This is a genomic window from Massilia sp. HP4 (assembly GCF_005222695.1).
Lineage (GTDB): Bacteria > Pseudomonadota > Gammaproteobacteria > Burkholderiales > Burkholderiaceae_D > Telluria.
In genome coordinates, this window is sequence record NZ_STGG01000006.1 from 1 (window position 1) to 16,700 (window position 16,700).

Genomic DNA, 16,700 nt, shown 5'->3' on the forward strand with positions numbered 1-16,700 from the left:
GTCAGGTCTGACATTCGGACACAACCTCAGCTGTAACCGATGCCTGAGAGCGGCAGCTCAATGCCGACGGGACTGATATGGTTGAGGCGGTGTCGGAATGTCAGACCTGACCCCACAGTGGCTGATATGGTTGAGGCCGTGTCGGAATGTCAGACCTGACCCCGCTGTGTGCATGACCCCGCTGTGTGCAACCAACGTCTGAATGGACGTACGCCCGGCTCAATCGCCGCTACGCCCACCGCTCATATGCAAATCGACGACCTTCATGATCTCGAGCGTGAGATCGAGGTCGAACTGGCCCGACGCCAATGCAGCTGCCAGCTGCTCGCGCGGTACGCCCACGCTGGCTGCCAGCGCGCCCAGTCCCGGCGCCTGCGCCACCGCCTTCAGGGCCGCGCCGACGACGGCGCCATCGCCGTCTTCGAAGGCATCGGCCAGGCAGTCTGCAATCGCATCGAGCGAATCGAGGCTGGCGGGATCGATCGGGGAATTCTGTTCACTCATAAGATTTGACTAGTGCGTCGGCGTCGCGCCAGGCTTGGCGCCGTCCTTCGGCGGTGGCGGCGGAGGCGGCACGGTCATCGACTCGACCGGCTGCTCGTTCTTGCGCAGCACCTGCACGAAGATTTCATTCTGCTTGATCATGCCCAGGTCGTAGCGCGCGCGCTCCTCGACCGCCCCCAGTCCTTCGCGCAAATCCTCGACCTCGGAAGCCAGCTTGGCATTCCGGGCCGTGAGCTGCTCGGTCTTGAGCCGGGTGGCTTCGACCTGGCCCTGCATGTCGGCCACGGACAGCCAGCCGCCCTTGCCGAGCCAGAGTGGGTACTGGATCAGCACGAGCAATACGGCAAGGGCGATCGTGATCAGGCGCATGGAAAAATGGATGCAATCTGGCCGGAGAACGGGAAGAGCAAGCGCCCTTCCCGCGCGCCGGCCAGTGGATTACTTCAGGTTGTAGAACGCGTCGCGGCCAGGGTAGCTGGCGATGTCGCCCAGGTCCTCCTCGATGCGCAGCAGCTGGTTGTACTTGGCCATGCGGTCCGAACGCGACAGCGAGCCGGTCTTGATCTGCAGGGCGTTGGTGCCAACCGCGATGTCGGCGATGGTCGAGTCTTCGGTCTCGCCCGAGCGGTGCGAGATGACGGCGGTGTAGCCGGCGCGCTTGGCCATTTCGATGGCGGCGAAGGTCTCGGTCAGGGTGCCGATCTGGTTGATCTTGATGAGGATCGAGTTGGCGATGCCCTTCTGGATGCCCTCTTTCAGGATCTTGGTGTTGGTGACGAACAGGTCGTCGCCCACCAGTTGCACCTTCTTGCCCAGCGCGGCGGTGAGCGTGGCCCAGCCTTCCCAGTCGCCTTCGTGCATCGCGTCCTCGATCGAGATGATCGGGTATTTGTCGCACCAGGTGGCCAGCATATTGGTGAAGTCGGCTGCCGACAGCGACAGGCCGCCCTCGCCTTCGAGCACGTACTTGCCGTCCTTGTAGAACTCGCTGGCCGCGCAGTCCAGGCCCAGGGCAATGTCCTGGCCGGCCACGTAGCCGGCCTGCTCGATCGCCTGCATGATCAGCTTGATGGCTTCTTCGTGGTTCGCGACCGATGGTGCGAAGCCGCCTTCGTCGCCGACGGCCGTGTTCAGGCCCTTCGAGTGCAGGATCTTCTTGAGGGTGTGGAACACCTCGGCGCCGTAGCGGATGGCTTCCTTGAACGACGGCGCGCCGACCGGGATGATCATGAATTCCTGGATGTCCAGGTTGTTGTCGGCGTGCGCGCCGCCGTTGATGACGTTCATCATCGGCACCGGCATCTGCATCGCGCCCGAACCGCCGAAGTAGCGGTACAGCGGCAGGCCGGCTTCTTCGGCCGCGGCCTTTGCAACCGCCATCGACACCGCCAGCATGGCGTTGGCGCCCAGGCGGCTCTTGTTTTCGGTGCCGTCGAGATCGATCAGGGTGCGGTCCAGGAAAGCCTGCTCGTTGGCGTCCAGGCCCATGATCGCTTCGGAGATCTCGGTGTTGATATTCTCGCAGGCCTGCAGCACGCCCTTGCCGAAGTAACGCTTCGGATCGCCGTCGCGCAGTTCGATCGCTTCGCGCGAACCGGTCGAGGCGCCCGACGGCACCGCGGCGCGGCCCATCACGCCCGACTCCAGCAGCACGTCGCATTCGACGGTTGGGTTACCGCGCGAATCAAGGACTTCACGGCCGATAATATCAACGATAGCACTCATGTTTCTCAGTCTCCAGATGGTGGGGAAATCGTACTGATGCGCCCTGCCGCAGGACGCACCGAGGATGCGCTGTTACTTGAACTTGGTTTCCATGAAACCGGTCTTCTTGACGATGCGGTCGATCTCGACGAGCGTGGTCAGGAGTTCCTTCATGTGCGCCAGCGGCACGGCATTCGGACCGTCCGACATCGCATTGGCCGGATCAGGGTGGGTTTCCATGAACAGGCCGGCGATGCCCGCCGCCACGGCGGCGCGCGACAACACCGGGACGTGCTCGCGCTGGCCGCCCGACGACGTGCCCTGGCCGCCCGGCAGCTGCACCGAGTGGGTCGCATCGAACACCACCGGGCAGTTCGATTCGCGCATGATGGCCAGGCCACGCATGTCCGACACCAGGTTGTTGTAGCCGAACGAGGCGCCGCGTTCGCAGGCCATGAAGTTATCCTCCGGCAGGCCTGCTTCGCGCGCGGCGGCCCTGGCCTTGTCGATCACGTTCTTCATGTCGCCCGGGGCCAGGAACTGGCCCTTCTTGATGTTGACTGGTTTACCCGAACGCGCGCAGGCGTTGATGAAATCGGTCTGGCGGCACAGGAAGGCCGGGGTCTGCAGCACGTCGACGATGCTCGCGACTTCGGGGATCATCTCTTCGTCGTGCACGTCGGTCAGGACCGGCACGCCGATTTCGCGGCGCACATCGGCCAGGATCTCCAGGCCCTTCTCGCGGCCAGGGCCGCGGAACGACTTGCCCGACGAGCGGTTGGCCTTGTCGAACGACGATTTATAGATGAACGGGATGCCCAGCGCCGAGGTGATTTCCTTGAGCGTGCCGGCGGTGTCCATCGCCATCTGGCGCGATTCGATCACGCAGGTGCCGGCGATCAGGAAAATCGGGTGCTCGAGGCCGACGTCGAATCCAGCGAGTTTCATGCTGCATCTCCTTGCAAGGCCGGGGCTGCATTGGCTGCGCCGGCCGCGGTGTTCGTGTTGGAAGCCTGGTGCGCCAGCGCCGCCCGGATGAACGAGGTGAACAGCGGGTGGCCGCTGCGCGGGGTCGACTTGAACTCTGGGTGGAACTGCACGCCCATATACCACGGGTGCACGTCACGCGGCAGTTCCATGATCTCGCACAGGTCTTCATTCGGGGTACGCGCCGAGACGGTCAGGCCTGCAGCCTCGACCTTCGGCAGGTAGTAGTTGTTGCCTTCGTAGCGGTGACGGTGACGCTCGGTCACGACATTGCCATAGATCTCGGCCGCCAGCGTACCCGGATTGACCGCGCAGGTCTGGGCGCCCAGGCGCATGGTGCCGCCCAGGTTCGAGTTGGTGTCGCGTTTCTCGACCTTGCCGTCATGGTTTTGCCATTCGGTGATCAGGGCGACGACCGGCTGGTCGGTTTCCGGATCGAACTCGGTCGAGTTCGCGTTCGGCAGGCCGGCCATATTGCGGGCGTATTCGATCAGCGCGACCTGCATGCCCAGGCAGATGCCGAGGTATGGGATCTTGTTTTCGCGGGCATAGCGCGCGGCCATGATCTTGCCTTCCACGCCGCGCTTGCCGAAGCCGCCCGGCACCAGGATGGCGTCGTACTTGGCCAGGTGGTCGCAGCCGCGGGTCTCGATCTCCTCGGAATCGAGGTACTCGATATTGACCCGGCTCTCGGTATGGATGCCGGCGTGGCGCAGCGCCTCGGTCAGCGATTTGTACGACTCGATCAGGTCGACGTACTTGCCGACCATGCCGATGGTGATCTCGTGCTTTGGATTCTCGAGCGTGTGAATCAGGCGGGTCCACATCGACAGGTCGGCCTTCGGCGCCTCGAGGCCCAGGGCTTCGAGGATGATGTCGTCCAGGCCCTGGTCGCACAGCACTTGCGGGACCTTGTAGATGGTGTCCACGTCCCACACCGAGATCACGGCCTGCTCTTCGACGTTGGCGAACAGCGAGATCTTGGCGCGTTCGTCGTCCGGGATGCGGCGGTCGGCGCGGCACAGCAGCGCGTTCGGCGAGATGCCGATCTCGCGCAGCTTCTGCACGCTGTGCTGGGTCGGTTTGGTTTTCAGTTCGCCGGCCGAGGCGATGAATGGTACCAACGTCAAATGCACGAAGGCGGCGCCCTTGCGACCCGAGCGCAGCGACAGCTGGCGCGCGGCTTCCAGGAATGGCAGTGACTCGATGTCGCCGACGGTACCGCCGATTTCCACGAGCGCGACGTCGACGCCTTCGGCGCCGCGGCGGATGTAGTCCTGGATCTCGTTGGTGATGTGCGGGATGACCTGCACGGTCTTGCCGAGGTATTCGCCGCGGCGTTCCTTGCGGATCACCGATTCATAGATCTGGCCGGTGGTGAAGTTGTTCACCTTCTTCATGCGGGTGCTGATGAAGCGCTCGTAGTGGCCAAGGTCCAGGTCGGTCTCGGCGCCGTCGTCGGTGACGAACACCTCGCCGTGCTGGGTGGGGCTCATGGTGCCCGGGTCGACGTTGATGTACGGGTCGAGCTTGAGCATGGTGACTTTGAGGCCACGGCTCTCGAGGATCGCGGCGAGGGAGGCGGCCGCGATCCCCTTGCCCAGGGAAGACACGACGCCGCCAGTGACGAATACGAATTTGGTCATTGTGCTGATGGTGCCGAACGGCACACGCGGGAAATAGAAATTATACCTTAAAGCTGCAAATACTTCTTCATAACAAGCTGCCAACACCTCGAAAGTTCGTGTCGCCGCTCGTGCACAAAACCACTATTCTCAGTGCATTTTCGTTTCGGTTGGGCAATAATTGTAACTGGTCAGACGAGACAATATTTTACCGACAACGCTTGTCAAAGACAGTTCCGGTGTCATAAGCACAAACGCCGCAAGGATGCCGCCAATCCGGCGCAAAAACCCAATCTCAACTACACAAATCATGGGCAATTTCATCAAACTCAATATCGGTACGCGCCTGGCCGCCGGCTTCGCCTTGACGCTGCTGATGACCGTCATCATCGCCACCGTCGGCGTCTGGCGCCTGAACCAGGTCGCGCAAGAGACATCGTCGATTCTGGCAGAACCGCTGGCGAAGGAGCGCATGATCGCCGAGTGGTACACGCAAATCTTCGCCGCCGTACGCCGCACCGCCGCCATCGTCAAGAGCAGCGACCCGTCGCTGACCGGGTTCTTCAAGGAAGACGCGGCCGCCACCGGCAAGCTGTCGGCCGACCTGGTCAAGCAGATCGAACCCCTGATCAGCGGCGACGACGAGACCGCGCTGTTCAAGTCGGTGATGGAACACCGCACCGCCTACAGCCGCGCCCGCGACGGCGCAGTCAAGGCCAAGGCCGATGGCGACGTCGACCTGGCCGAGCAGATCCTGACCCAGCAATTCAATCCGGCCGCCAAGGCCTACCAGGAACGCGTGAAGGAACTGGTCGACCTGCAGCACAAGCGCATCGCCGCCAGTGCCGGGCTGATCGCCAGCACCGCGAAACGCGGCAATATCGTGATCGGCTCACTGGCCGCCGGCGCCTTGCTGCTGGGCGGCGTGTTCGCCTGGCTGCTGACCCGCTCGATCACCCGTCCGCTGCGCCAGGCCGTGTACGCCGCTGAACAGGTGGCGGCCGGCGACCTGACGGTGGACATAGACAGCAAGGCGACCGACGAGACCGGCGCCCTGCTGCGCGCGCTGGGGCATATGAATACCTCGCTGTCGAAGATCGTCGACGAAGTGCGCAGCGGCACCCAGACCATCAGCGGCGCCTCGAGCGAGATCGCGGCCGGCAGCTTCGACCTGTCCAGCCGCACCGAGCAGCAGGCCGCGGCGCTGGAAGAAACCGCCGCCTCGATGGAAGAGCTGACCGGCACCGTGCGCCAGAACGCGGACAATGCGCGCCAGGCCAACCAGCTGGCGATCGCCGCCTCGAGCGTCGCCTCGCAAGCCGGCCAGGCGGTCGACCAGGTGGTTGCCACCATGGGCTCGATCAACGATTCGTCGCGCAAGATCGTGGACATCATCTCGGTCATCGATGGCATCGCCTTCCAGACCAATATCCTGGCGCTGAATGCAGCCGTGGAAGCGGCGCGCGCCGGTGAACAAGGCCGTGGCTTCGCGGTCGTGGCATCCGAAGTGCGCACCCTGGCGCAGCGCTCGGCCGCCGCCGCCAAGGAAATCAAGCAGCTGATCGGCGACTCGGTCGAGAAGGTCGACACCGGCACCAAGCTGGTCGACCATACCGGCGCGACGATGCGCGAAGTGGTCGACTCGATCCAGCGCGTGACCGACATCATGGGCGAGATCTCGTCGGCCAGCCAGGAGCAGATCACCGGCATCGACCAGGTCAACCAGGCCATGGGGCAGATGGACAATGCGACCCAGCAAAATGCGGCCCTGGTCGAGGAAGCGACCGCCGCTACCGCGGCAATGCAGGAGCAGGCGCAGCGCCTGGCGCAGGTGGTCGATGTGTTCAAGCTCGATCCGCGCCATGTGACGCCGGCGGCGCCAGTGGTGGCGGTCAAGCGTCCGCCGGCACGGCCGGCGTTGGCCAAGCCGGTGACGCGTGCGGCGGTCAAGACTGCGCCGGCGGCCAGGCCGGCCTCGAAACCGGCAGTTGCCAAGGCGGCGGGCAAGCCTGCAGCGCCAGCCAAGGTCAATGAGGCAGAGTGGGAAGAGTTCTGAGCAAGCCATCGCCTGGATGAAAAGCCGCCGTCCCCGATCCGGGCACGGCGGTTTTTTTCAATCCACAGGGCGCCGATGACGATATCGGCCTCTCGCATCAGCCATGATAATCCTCGACTTCGCGCGGATCGGTCAGCTTGATAACGCCCTTTGCCAGATACAGGGCGAACATGATGCCAACAATGTCACCCGCGATCATCACAGCGAGCGCGAACCAATCCACAAGCCCGGTCTGGACCCACATGAACGCGTGATGGAAAGCGGGACTCATCAGGCCGCACAATATCCCGGTAATCAGCAGCCTTGGCGCAGTCAGGTTCTTGAGGCGCGGCCCAAGGTTGTACCAGTGTTTTGCGAACAGGTAGGCGAGATAAGGCCCACCCGCACCTGCCAGCGCACCGCTGATGGCGCGTACGTCATCCGGGAAAGCGAAATGATGGAAGTTCAAGTAAAAACTTGCCAGCAATAGACCGACAAAGCCGGCAAATCCGAACAGTAGGGTTGCCAGCAGGCGTATCCCCGCCGGTAAGAATACCCAGTTAATGCCGGGACTGTGCTCCAGCCTCAAGAACATCCATTCGTTGATCGCGTTCAGCGCGAGAAAGCTGATCGCCGTGATACCGACGTAGGCCAGCTGCCGTCCCGGGCTTTCCTTCAAGGCGTTCATTTTCACGTAACCACAACGGAGCTTTGCAATCAGGCAATTATAGCTGCGGCACATAGCAGCCCGTGAATAATGTTTGTGTTTGACATGCCGCCCAACGGGCGGCATACTTGCCAACGATGTTAGCGCTCACATAACGATTAACAAAATCTGGAGACAAGCATGTTCAAGCGCGGGCCCGAGACACCTGCAGCAGCGAACGCCCCCCTTGGCTGGCGCGAAAAGCTCAGCTATGGCGTGGCCGATATGGGCTTCAATTTTTATTGGGCCAATATCGCAACCTTCCTGCTGATCTTCTACACCGACACCTTCGGCATCTCGGCGGCCCAAGCCGCCACCCTGCTCGCCTCGATCAAGCTGGTCAACGCCTTCACCGACCCGCTGATCGGCGCCGCCGCCGACCGCACCAGCACCCGCTTCGGCAAGTTCCGGCCATATCTCGTCTGGATGTCGATCCCGCTCGGCGCCGCCGCGGTACTCACCTACACCACGCCCGACCTCGACGCCGACGGCAAACTGGCCTGGGCCTACGCCAGCTACCTGGCGATGATGGTGTTCTACACCTGCGTCAACATCCCGTACAACGCGCTGTCGGGCGTGATGTCGGCCGACCCGCAGGAGCGTTCGACCATCAACGGCCTGCGCTTCATCTTCGCCTTCGCCGGCGGCACGCTGGTCACGGCCGCCACCCCGGCCATGGTTCAATGGCTTGGCAATGGCGACAACGAGCGTGGCTGGCAGCTGACCATGGCCGCCTGGAGCGTGGCAGCTGCGTTCATGTTCCTCATCACGTTCCTGAACACGCGCGAACGCATCGCGCCGCCGCCCGGGCAGAAGAGCGACGTGTGGCGCGACATCCGCGACCTGGCCGCCAACCGGCCCTGGGTGGTGCTGTTCGTGCTGGCCCTGGTGATCATGGTGACCATCACCCTGCGCACCACCACCTCGGCCTATTACTTCAAGTACGTGGTCGAGCGCCCCGAACTGATGGCGAGCTTCGTGCCGACCTATATGATCTTCGCCGCCATCGGCGCGGCCTGCACGCCGCTGATGACGCGCTTCGTCGACAAGAAGCTGCTCATGATTATCCTGATGAGCGCCACCGCCGTGCTGTCGAGCGCCTTCTTCCTGATCCCGGCCGACCGCATCGACCTGATGTTCGTGCTGCAGGCCGCCACTGGCTTCGTGCTCGGTCCCAAGTCACCGCTGGCGTTCTCGATGTATGCCGACACCGCCGACTACAACGAATGGACCACCGGCCGCCGCGCCACCGCCATGACCTTCGCCGCCGCCACCTTCTCGCAAAAGCTGGGCACCGCGGTCGCGGTGAGCGTGATCGGCGCCGTCTTCACCTGGCTCGGCTACGTGCCCAATGCGGCGCAGACCACCGGCTCGCAGGCCGGGATCGTGTGGCTGATGTCCTTCGTGCCGGCCTCGTTCGCCCTGTTGGCGGTGCTGGTCATGTGCTTCTATAACCTCGACGCCAAGCTGCTGGCGCGCGTCCAGCTCGAGCTGGCGTCACGCAAGGCGGCGCCATGAAATCACTGGAGATTCCATCCATGCTGCACCCGCAAGACGACCGTTATGTGCTGACCAGCCCCACCGCGATGCCGCAGGCCGGCGGCTTCCTGTGGAACCGCAGGATGATGATCCAGTCGACCTGCCGCGGCTACGCCACCGCCCAGTTCATGCAGCCGGAACCGAGCAAGTATTCGCACGCGCCGAACATCCAGGCCAAGTCCTTCATGCAGCCCGAGCAGCATTACTACGCCCACCATCCGGGCCGCTTCTTCTACGTGAAAGACGAAGACACGGGCGAACTGTTCTCGGCGCCCTACGAGCCGGTGCGCGGCGGCGTCGACCTGTTCGAATTCTCGGTCGGCCGCGCCGACCTGCGCTGGACCGTCGAGAAGTTCGGCATCCGCATCGAGCTCGTGCTCGGCCTGCCGGTCGACGACGTCGCCGAGCTGTGGTCGATGCAGGTGACGAACCTGTCGGATCGCCCGCGCCGCATCAGCGTCTATCCGTATTTCACGATCGGCTATATGTCATGGATGAACCAGTCGGCCGAGTACCGGCACGACCTTGGCGGCATCGTGGCGTCGAGCGTCACGCCCTACCAGAAGCTGGAAGATTACTTTAAAAACCGCTTGTTCAAGGACCGCACCGTGCTGCTGTGCGAGCAGGCGCCGGACGCCTGGGAGACCGGCCAGGTCGCATTCGAAGGCGAAGGCGGCCTGCATGCGCCGTCCGCGCTGGCGGGTGAACGCCTGGGCTGCGGCGATGCTCGCTACGAGACGCCGGCCGCGATCGTCCAGTACCGGCTGGCGCTGGCGCCGAGTGCCGCGACGACGCGCCGCTTCCTGTTCGGCCCCGCGTTCGACGATGCCGAGATCGATGCGCTGCGCCAGCGCTACCTGGGCGCAGAAGGCTTCGCCGCCGCCGCGCGCGACTACGCTGCCTATATCGCCGAGGGCGAAGGCGTCATCCAGGTCAGGACGCCCGACCGCGAGCTCGACAATTTCGTCAACACCTGGCTGGCGCGCCAGGTGTATTACCACGGCGACGTCAACCGCCTCTCCACCGACCCGCAGACCCGCAACTACCTGCAGGACAATATGGGCATGGCCTTCGTCAAGCCGGCATCGGCGCGCGCCGCCTTCCTGCATGCGCTGAGCCAGCAGGAAGCCAATGGCGCGATGCCCGACGGGATCCTGCTGTTCGAAGGCGCTGAGCTGAAATACATCAACCAGATCCCGCACACCGACCACTGTGTCTGGCTGCCGGTCTGCCTGCGCGCCTACCTCGACGAGACGGGCGACGCCGCCATCCTCGACGTGCCGGTCGCCACCCACGACGGCCAGGTGAAAAGCGCGTTCGAGCGCATCTCGCTGGCGATGGACTGGCTGCTGCACCGGCGCGACGCGCGCGGCCTGTCGTACATCGAGCAGGGCGACTGGTGCGATCCGATGAATATGGTCGGCTACAAGGGCCGCGGCGTCTCGGGCTGGCTGACGGTGGCGGCGGCCTATGCGCTGAACCTGTGGGCCGACGTGTGCGCGGCGCGCGGCGACGGCGCGCGCCAAGCCCATTATCGCGCCGGCGCCGACGAGATGAACGCGGCGGCCAACACGTACCTGTGGGACGGCGCCTGGTTCGCGCGCGGCATCACCGACGACGACGTCAAGTTCGGCGTGGCCAGCGATGCCGAGGGCCGCATCTACCTCAATCCCCAGAGCTGGGCTTTCCTGTCCGGCGCGGCCAACCATGAGCAGCGCGCCCGGATGCTGGGCGAGATCGACGAGCAGCTGCGCACGCCATACGGGGTGCAGATGTTCGCCCCACCCTACAGCGGTATGCGCGAAGACGTCGGCCGCGTCACGCAAAAGCATCCCGGCTCGGCCGAGAACGGCGCGGTGTACAACCACGCCTCGGTGTTCTACATCTATAGCCTGTACACGATCGGCGAGGCCGACCGCGCCTTCGATGCGCTGCGCAAGATGATTCCGGGGCCGGGCCTGGACGACTACCTGCAGCGCGGCCAGCTGCCGGTGTTCATTCCCAACTATTACCGCGGCGCGTACAAGGAATATCCGCGCACCGCCGGCCGTTCGAGCCAGCTGTTCAACACCGGCACCGTGGCCTGGGTCTATCGCTGCCTGATCGAGGGCCTGTGCGGCCTGAAAGGCGATTTGCAGGGCTTGACGGTGGCGCCGCAGCTGCCGTCGGGCTGGGACGGCATGACGGTCACGCGGCGCTTCCGTGGTGCGATTTTCGAGGTCGACATCAAGCGCGGCCCGGTCGCGCAGGTCGAGGTAATATGCGATGGCGTGGCCCTGCCCGCGGCTCGCATCGACAACATCGAGCCAGGCCGCACTTACCGCATCGAGGTAACCGTCCCTTCGACACCATGAATATCACGACACGACCGGCCGTTGATGCCGACATTCCCTGGCTGCTGCAGCTGCGCCGCACGACCATGGACGCCCATTTTTCGGCATCCGGTGCGCCGGCGAGCGAGGCTGAGCACATGCAACGGCTGCGCAAGCGCTTCGACTGCGCCGAGGTGCTGCTGCTCGACGGCCGTCCCGCCGGGCTGCTGAAGGTGGCGCGCGATGGCGAGTGCTGGGAAATCGTCCAGATCCAGCTCGATCCTTCCCTGCAAGGCAAGGGCATCGGGCGCCGGCTGCTCGAACGGGTGATAGCCGAAGCGCGCGCAGCAAAAGCCCAGCTGACGCTTCACGTCCTGACTGCGAATCCGGCCAGGAAACTGTACGAACAGCTGGGCTTTTCGATCGTGGCCACCGAAGGCCACGAATACCGCATGCTGCTGCGGCCATGACGACGCTTAGAACCTATCTCGGTAGGTTCTTACTGCATCGTATGCGTCTGCTGCTGGGTATCGACCGCGAAGTTACGCTGCGTATCCCAATAGGTAAACCAATACCGCACCACGTCGCCGATCTTCAGCCCGCCCGCCGTGTACGTATTGTTGCCGCCGCTGAGCTGCATGCGCACGTTCTGCTGCGCGCCATTGTTGACGGTGTAGTGCACGTCGGCCCAGCCGCCGGTCGTGGTGCGGAACTGCAGCATCGTCGACGAGGCCTGGCTGACCGAGGTCGGCCCGCTCGGCTCCGGCGTCGGCGTGGTGCCGCCGCCGCCCGACTCCCATACGATGTCGTCGATCGCGAACTGGAAGCTGGATGACGGCAGCGCGCCATCGATGCTCGAGATCATGAAGATGTCGTGGATAGCCTGGGCCGCCACCAGTGGCCCGAGCAGGGTCGAGACCGGGATCGAGACCTGCCCCCACTGGCCATTGCGCGTCAACCCATACGCCGTGGTATTGGCCGGGAAGTTGACCCAGTTCTGGTTCGTATACGTGTCGCCGATGCCGATCCGGAAGCCCACATTGGCCGGGATCCGGATGCGGAACTTGACGGTGCCATTGGCGCGGTAGTTACTCAGGTTGCGCACCTGGCGCGCCTGGATGCCGCCGCCGAACCACTGGCCGGGCGTGTTGTAGCTCCAGGCGATGACGTTATTGCCTTCGAACGGCGCCGTATTGCCGGCGCCAGTGGAAGTGGTATTCCACAGGAAGATGTCGGAGCTGGTGCCCGCCACCAGCTTGTCGTTAACCGCCGTGTCGTCGGTGAACACGCCGAACTTGCCGGCCACCTCGGGCACGGTCTGGTCGCCCAGCTTGACCTGGCCCTTGCCGTCGAGTTGATAGACGCGGACGTAGTCGACGTACATGGTGCCCGGCAGCGGCGCCGTGACCTGGCCCGGGTTGGCGGCGTCCGTGAAGTTGCCACCCACCGCCATGTTCAGCAGCAGGTAGAACGGCGCCCGCAGCGCGGTCGAGTTGACCGGCAGCGGCGCGTTGTACATATTGTGCTCGACGCCGTTGTCGACCGTCGTGAAGCGCATCTGGCTCTCGTCCCAATAGAAGCGGTAGGTGACGAAGCGGTTCGCCAGCGAGTTCTGTGGCACGTACCAGTTCTTGGTCTGCCATGCGGTCGATGCGGCGCAGCTCTCGTTGCCCGGCACGCAGGCGGCCTGCTGCCAGGTGATCACGTTCGAGCCGACGAAGTGGTTCGACGACGGCGCCCCGCCCTCTGCGCGGCCGGAGGCCTTGTGCCCCATCTCCATCATGTCGATCTCGCCGTTACGCGGCCAGGTCTGCGGACTGACGCCCAGCAGCCACGCGGCGGGCCACAAGCCGGTGCCGAGGTTGGGCGTGGCCACGCGCACCTCGATCATCCCGTACTGCACCTGCACCTTGTTCTTCGTGTCGAGCCGGGCCGACGTGAAGACATTGCCGCCGACCGTCTGGCTGCGCGCCTGGATCGCCAGCGCGCGCGTGCCCGCTTCGAAGGGCACATTGACGATGCTGGCGTTATTGGGACTGTAGTACTGCAGCTCGGCGTTGCCGTAGCCGCACAGGCCGATCTGGCAGCCGTTCCCGTCCTGCAGGGTCCACACGCCGGTGTTCACGCTGCTGCCGTTGAACTCTTCGGACCATAGCAGCTGGCCTATGACCGGATTGGTGACGCTGGCCGCAGCCTGCGCGCCGCACACCGCCAGGATGGCGGCGGCAAGTATGTGGAAAGGTTTCCATCTCGAGCGATACTGCTTGATTTGCTGGTTCACGTCGACTCCTCGGTTCTCACTACAAGAAAATGCGGCCCATGCCGGATGGCCCTGCCGCGCCTTGCCAACTTGGCGTTGGTCTCGAATGATGTCGTGCGAATGCGTGTGGAATGTGAACTTGGAAACCTTTCCAATCAGGAAAGGAAAATATAGTCCGATTTCAGGATCATGTCCATACAGGATGGATGACGTGCGCGATTACCCGGATGGCATATGGCAGGGAGAAAATCTCCCTGACCAGTTGCTCGGGCATGTGACGAATAACTCGCCATTCCCTGGGGCCGTGAACTGGATCGCAGGATTACTGAAATGCGTCAATCGACGAATAATGCGAAATCGTCACCGATTTCGCATCATTGTTTGCGGTCGACGATACGGCACAACGCCGTAGCGTGAAAGTAGCGGGGTCGGTGCGATTATGCCGTTGGGATTTTCTGCAGGGTGCGGCGACGACGGCCATAGCCCATCATCATGATGCCGGCACCCATCAACAGCGCCGTTGCAGGTTCTGGCACATCGGTCGTCGGTGGATCGATATCGGGCGAATAGGTGATGGTAATCGTGCCGAAGTTCCAGATACTGTCCGGATTGACGGCGCTATCATTGAAATCGTCGTAGAACTCGACGCGCAGGAGGCCGTCGGCGCCGACGTTGAAGCCGAGACCTTCATCGGCAAGGATCACGTTATCCGAATAGCTGGCGGTGCCGCCAAAATCGCTCAGGAAGCCGGGAGTAAACAGGACGCCTTCGGTCACGCTCGAGTCGGAAATGGCGAACCCGATTTCCGACAGCCAGCTCGGGGAATAGGCAGTGACGTTGAATGAATAGTTAACGCTGAGAATAGTCGCGCCGGCGCCAACGTTATACGAGTAAACCGTGTTGCGGGAATCGCCAAATTGGCCGCCGCTCTGAATGCCGCCGACATCGATGGTGACTGGTGCAGCAAATACCGAAGAGCAGGCCAGCAGCGACAGTCCAGCAAACAGCTTTTTCAGGGAATTCAACGACATGGAAATCTCCTTTCAGGGTGAATCCTCCCAAAAGCAATTAGCATGCCATTAATCTGTATTTATTTATCTTCTTGATTTTTATCGAAATAATTTCCAGCATGAATCGTGATCAGGATTGCTTGTAAGATATTTCGACAAAATCTGAGCGCGCGTAGGCTTGCATCCAGCGCACCTAAACCTGGATAGTTGCCAGGATCTGCGCCACCAGCTGGTCCGGCGTCTCGCGAATGTCGAGCGTGATGCCGGCTTCATCCGGCTGCAGGGGTTCGAGCGTGCGCAGCTGGCTGTCGAGCAGCGATGGCGGCATGTAGTGGCCGGGACGGTTGCTGACGCGCTCGAGCAGCAGGCTGCGCTCGCCGGCCAGGTGCACGAAACGCACGTCGCCGCCGGCGCCGCGCAGCAGATCGCGATAGGCGCGCTTGAGCGAGGAACACGACAACACCGCCCCGCCCTCGCGCGCGGCCAGCTTGTCGCGCAGGGTCACCAGCCAGCCGTGGCGGTCGTCGTCGGTCAGCGCGACACCGGCCGACATCTTGGCGACATTGGCTTCGGAATGAAAGGCGTCGCCTTCGATGAAGGGCATGCCGAGCCTGGACGCCAGCTGCGAGCCGATGCTGCTCTTGCCGCAACCGCTTACACCCATCACCACCCAGGCCGTTCCCTTGCCGTCGTCTCGCACTTGTGTCGTCATCTTTTCCATGTTAACGCTAACATACATGCTGCGATTGTAACGGCTGCACAGGAAAAGTAAAGCGGCGATTGTGGGCCGGTCGAGGCGGCCGCGGTTCAGGCGCTTTCGCGCGCGCGCAAGGTGAAGCCGAGATCGATCCGCTTGCGTTCGGGCTCCTGGCCCTTGATCACCTGCAGCAGCAGGCCGGCGGCCTCGAAGCCGATCTGGTAGCGCGGCGTGTCGATGGTGGTCAGCGACGGCATCATGAATGCCGACGCGGGCAAGTCGTTGAAGCCGCACACGGCGATGTCCTGCGGGATCTGGACGCCGTGGCGCTGGCAGTGGTAGACGGCGCCGTGGGCCAGGTCGTCGTTGCAGCAGAAGACGGCGTCGCAGTCGGGCATGCGCGCCATCATCTGCCCCATCAACTCGGCGCCGAGCGCGATGGTGGAGCGTTCCGGCACCATCATCTCGAGCCCAGGGTCGGCCAGGCCCGCCTCGGCCATCGCGGCGCGGTAGCCGTCGGCGCGGCGCAAGGTGCGCTCGTCGAGCTGGGCGCCCATGAAGCCGATGCGGCGGTAGCCCTTCTTGAGCAGGTGGCGCGTCATCTCCATGCCGGCCTCGAACTGCGAGAAGCCGACCGACAGGTCGCCCGGTGCGTCGGACAGGTCCATCATCGATACCGCCGGCACCTGCGATGCTTCCAGCATTTTTACGACGGCCGGGCTGTGGGCCTGGCTCGAGAACAGGATGCCGTCCGGGCTCGATTGCAGGTAGGTGCGCAGCAGCTTTTCTTCTTCGGCCTGCGAATAATAGGTATTGCCGATCAGGAGCTGGTACTGGCCCGGCGCCACCGCATCGTGGATGCCTTCGAGGACGGCGGTGAACACGGCATTGGAAAACGACGGCACCAGCACCACGATCACGTGCGATTGCGACGAAGCCAGCGCGCGCGCGGCGCGGTTGGGCACATAGCCCAGCTCCGCCACCGCCCGCTCGACCTTGACGCGGGTGACTTCGGAGACCATCTGCGGCTGGCTCAGCGCGCGCGAGGCGGTCATGATCGACACGCCTGCCATGCCCGCCACCTGCTCGAGCGTCGCGCGCCCCGTTCCCCTGCCCCTGCTGCGGCCCGTTTTTTCCATTGTCATCCTGTCGTGGCTTTCTTCATCCCTGGTTCCATTCTATCAACAACGGCCAGGGCTTTTGCGACTCCCTGGGCGGATGCCAGAACTGGCTCCCGAGTCGACTATTGGTTTTACTGGTTTTTGCGTTGTATTTTTGCTGAATCTGATGCCTGGGTCGCAGACGCCCTCACCGGCTGTCG

14 protein-coding genes are annotated in these 16,700 nt (G+C 63.5%); 4 read left to right on the plus strand and 10 right to left on the minus strand.

Annotation, left to right across the window (positions count from 1 at the left end; genetic code table 11):
* Positions 1–219: 219 nt before the first annotated feature.
* The 5 genes from E8M83_RS01365 to E8M83_RS01385 all read right to left on the minus strand — a co-directional run bounded on the left by E8M83_RS01365 (position 220) and on the right by E8M83_RS01385 (position 4,841).
* Positions 220–504 carry a DNA-binding protein gene (locus tag E8M83_RS01365; protein ID WP_137171607.1) on the minus strand — a complete coding sequence of 95 codons (285 nt, stop codon included), beginning with the start codon at positions 502–504 and terminating at the stop codon, positions 220–222.
* Between the two features lie 9 nt (positions 505–513).
* Entirely contained in the window at positions 514–873 is a 360-nt protein-coding gene (gene ftsB, locus E8M83_RS01370; RefSeq protein WP_137171608.1) for a cell division protein FtsB, read from the minus strand.
* Positions 874–942: 69 nt separating this feature from the next.
* The gene (gene eno / locus E8M83_RS01375; protein WP_123068323.1) at positions 943–2,229 is read right to left on the minus strand and encodes a phosphopyruvate hydratase; all 1,287 of its coding nucleotides are present in this window, start codon (positions 2,227–2,229) and stop codon (positions 943–945) included.
* A gap of 72 nt (positions 2,230–2,301) precedes the next feature.
* Positions 2,302–3,156 carry a 3-deoxy-8-phosphooctulonate synthase gene (gene kdsA / locus E8M83_RS01380; protein WP_123068324.1) on the minus strand — a complete coding sequence of 285 codons (855 nt, stop codon included), beginning with the start codon at positions 3,154–3,156 and terminating at the stop codon, positions 2,302–2,304.
* Positions 3,153–4,841: a CTP synthase gene (locus E8M83_RS01385; RefSeq protein ID WP_137171609.1), complete on the minus strand. Its 1,689-nt coding sequence runs from the start codon at positions 4,839–4,841 to the stop codon at positions 3,153–3,155. Before E8M83_RS01385 ends, kdsA begins: the two co-directional genes overlap by 4 nt.
* Before the next feature lie 289 nt (positions 4,842–5,130).
* Between E8M83_RS01385 and E8M83_RS01390 the strand changes: the two genes are divergently transcribed.
* Complete coding sequence (locus E8M83_RS01390; protein ID WP_137171610.1) at positions 5,131–6,876, plus strand: methyl-accepting chemotaxis protein; 1,746 nt, start codon at positions 5,131–5,133, stop codon at positions 6,874–6,876.
* A 97-nt stretch (positions 6,877–6,973) separates the two neighbouring features.
* Here the strand turns inward: E8M83_RS01390 and E8M83_RS01395 are convergent, their stop codons facing one another.
* The gene (locus tag E8M83_RS01395; protein ID WP_137171611.1) at positions 6,974–7,543 is read right to left on the minus strand and encodes a hypothetical protein; all 570 of its coding nucleotides are present in this window, start codon (positions 7,541–7,543) and stop codon (positions 6,974–6,976) included.
* Between the two features lie 159 nt (positions 7,544–7,702).
* Between E8M83_RS01395 and E8M83_RS01400 the strand changes: the two genes are divergently transcribed.
* The 3 genes from E8M83_RS01400 to E8M83_RS01410 are packed head-to-tail and all read left to right on the plus strand — an operon-like array spanning position 7,703 to position 11,882.
* Positions 7,703–9,079 (plus strand): MFS transporter, encoded by a 1,377-nt coding sequence (locus tag E8M83_RS01400; protein WP_137171612.1) that lies wholly within the window; start codon positions 7,703–7,705, stop codon positions 9,077–9,079.
* Positions 9,076–11,454 carry a GH36-type glycosyl hydrolase domain-containing protein gene (locus tag E8M83_RS01405; RefSeq protein WP_229491379.1) on the plus strand — a complete coding sequence of 793 codons (2,379 nt, stop codon included), beginning with the start codon at positions 9,076–9,078 and terminating at the stop codon, positions 11,452–11,454. Before E8M83_RS01400 ends, E8M83_RS01405 begins: the two co-directional genes overlap by 4 nt.
* On the plus strand, positions 11,451–11,882 hold the full coding sequence (locus E8M83_RS01410) for a GNAT family N-acetyltransferase (RefSeq protein WP_170976649.1): 432 nt from the start codon (positions 11,451–11,453) through the stop codon (positions 11,880–11,882). Before E8M83_RS01405 ends, E8M83_RS01410 begins: the two co-directional genes overlap by 4 nt.
* A gap of 29 nt (positions 11,883–11,911) precedes the next feature.
* Here E8M83_RS01410 and E8M83_RS01415 read toward each other — a convergent pair whose 3' ends face one another.
* From E8M83_RS01415 to E8M83_RS01430, 4 genes are all read right to left on the minus strand, one after another.
* Positions 11,912–13,693 carry a glycoside hydrolase family 16 protein gene (locus tag E8M83_RS01415; protein WP_137171614.1) on the minus strand — a complete coding sequence of 594 codons (1,782 nt, stop codon included), beginning with the start codon at positions 13,691–13,693 and terminating at the stop codon, positions 11,912–11,914.
* A gap of 416 nt (positions 13,694–14,109) precedes the next feature.
* Complete coding sequence (locus tag E8M83_RS01420) at positions 14,110–14,703, minus strand: PEP-CTERM sorting domain-containing protein (protein WP_137171615.1); 594 nt, start codon at positions 14,701–14,703, stop codon at positions 14,110–14,112.
* 172 nt (positions 14,704–14,875) lie between these two features.
* A complete protein-coding gene (locus E8M83_RS01425; protein WP_137171616.1) occupies positions 14,876–15,394 on the minus strand; it encodes a gluconokinase in 519 nt (172 codons plus the stop codon).
* Between the two features lie 95 nt (positions 15,395–15,489).
* Positions 15,490–16,518, minus strand: coding sequence for a LacI family DNA-binding transcriptional regulator (locus E8M83_RS01430; protein WP_137171617.1), 1,029 nt, complete (start codon positions 16,516–16,518; stop codon positions 15,490–15,492).
* Positions 16,519–16,700: the final 182 nt, after the last annotated feature.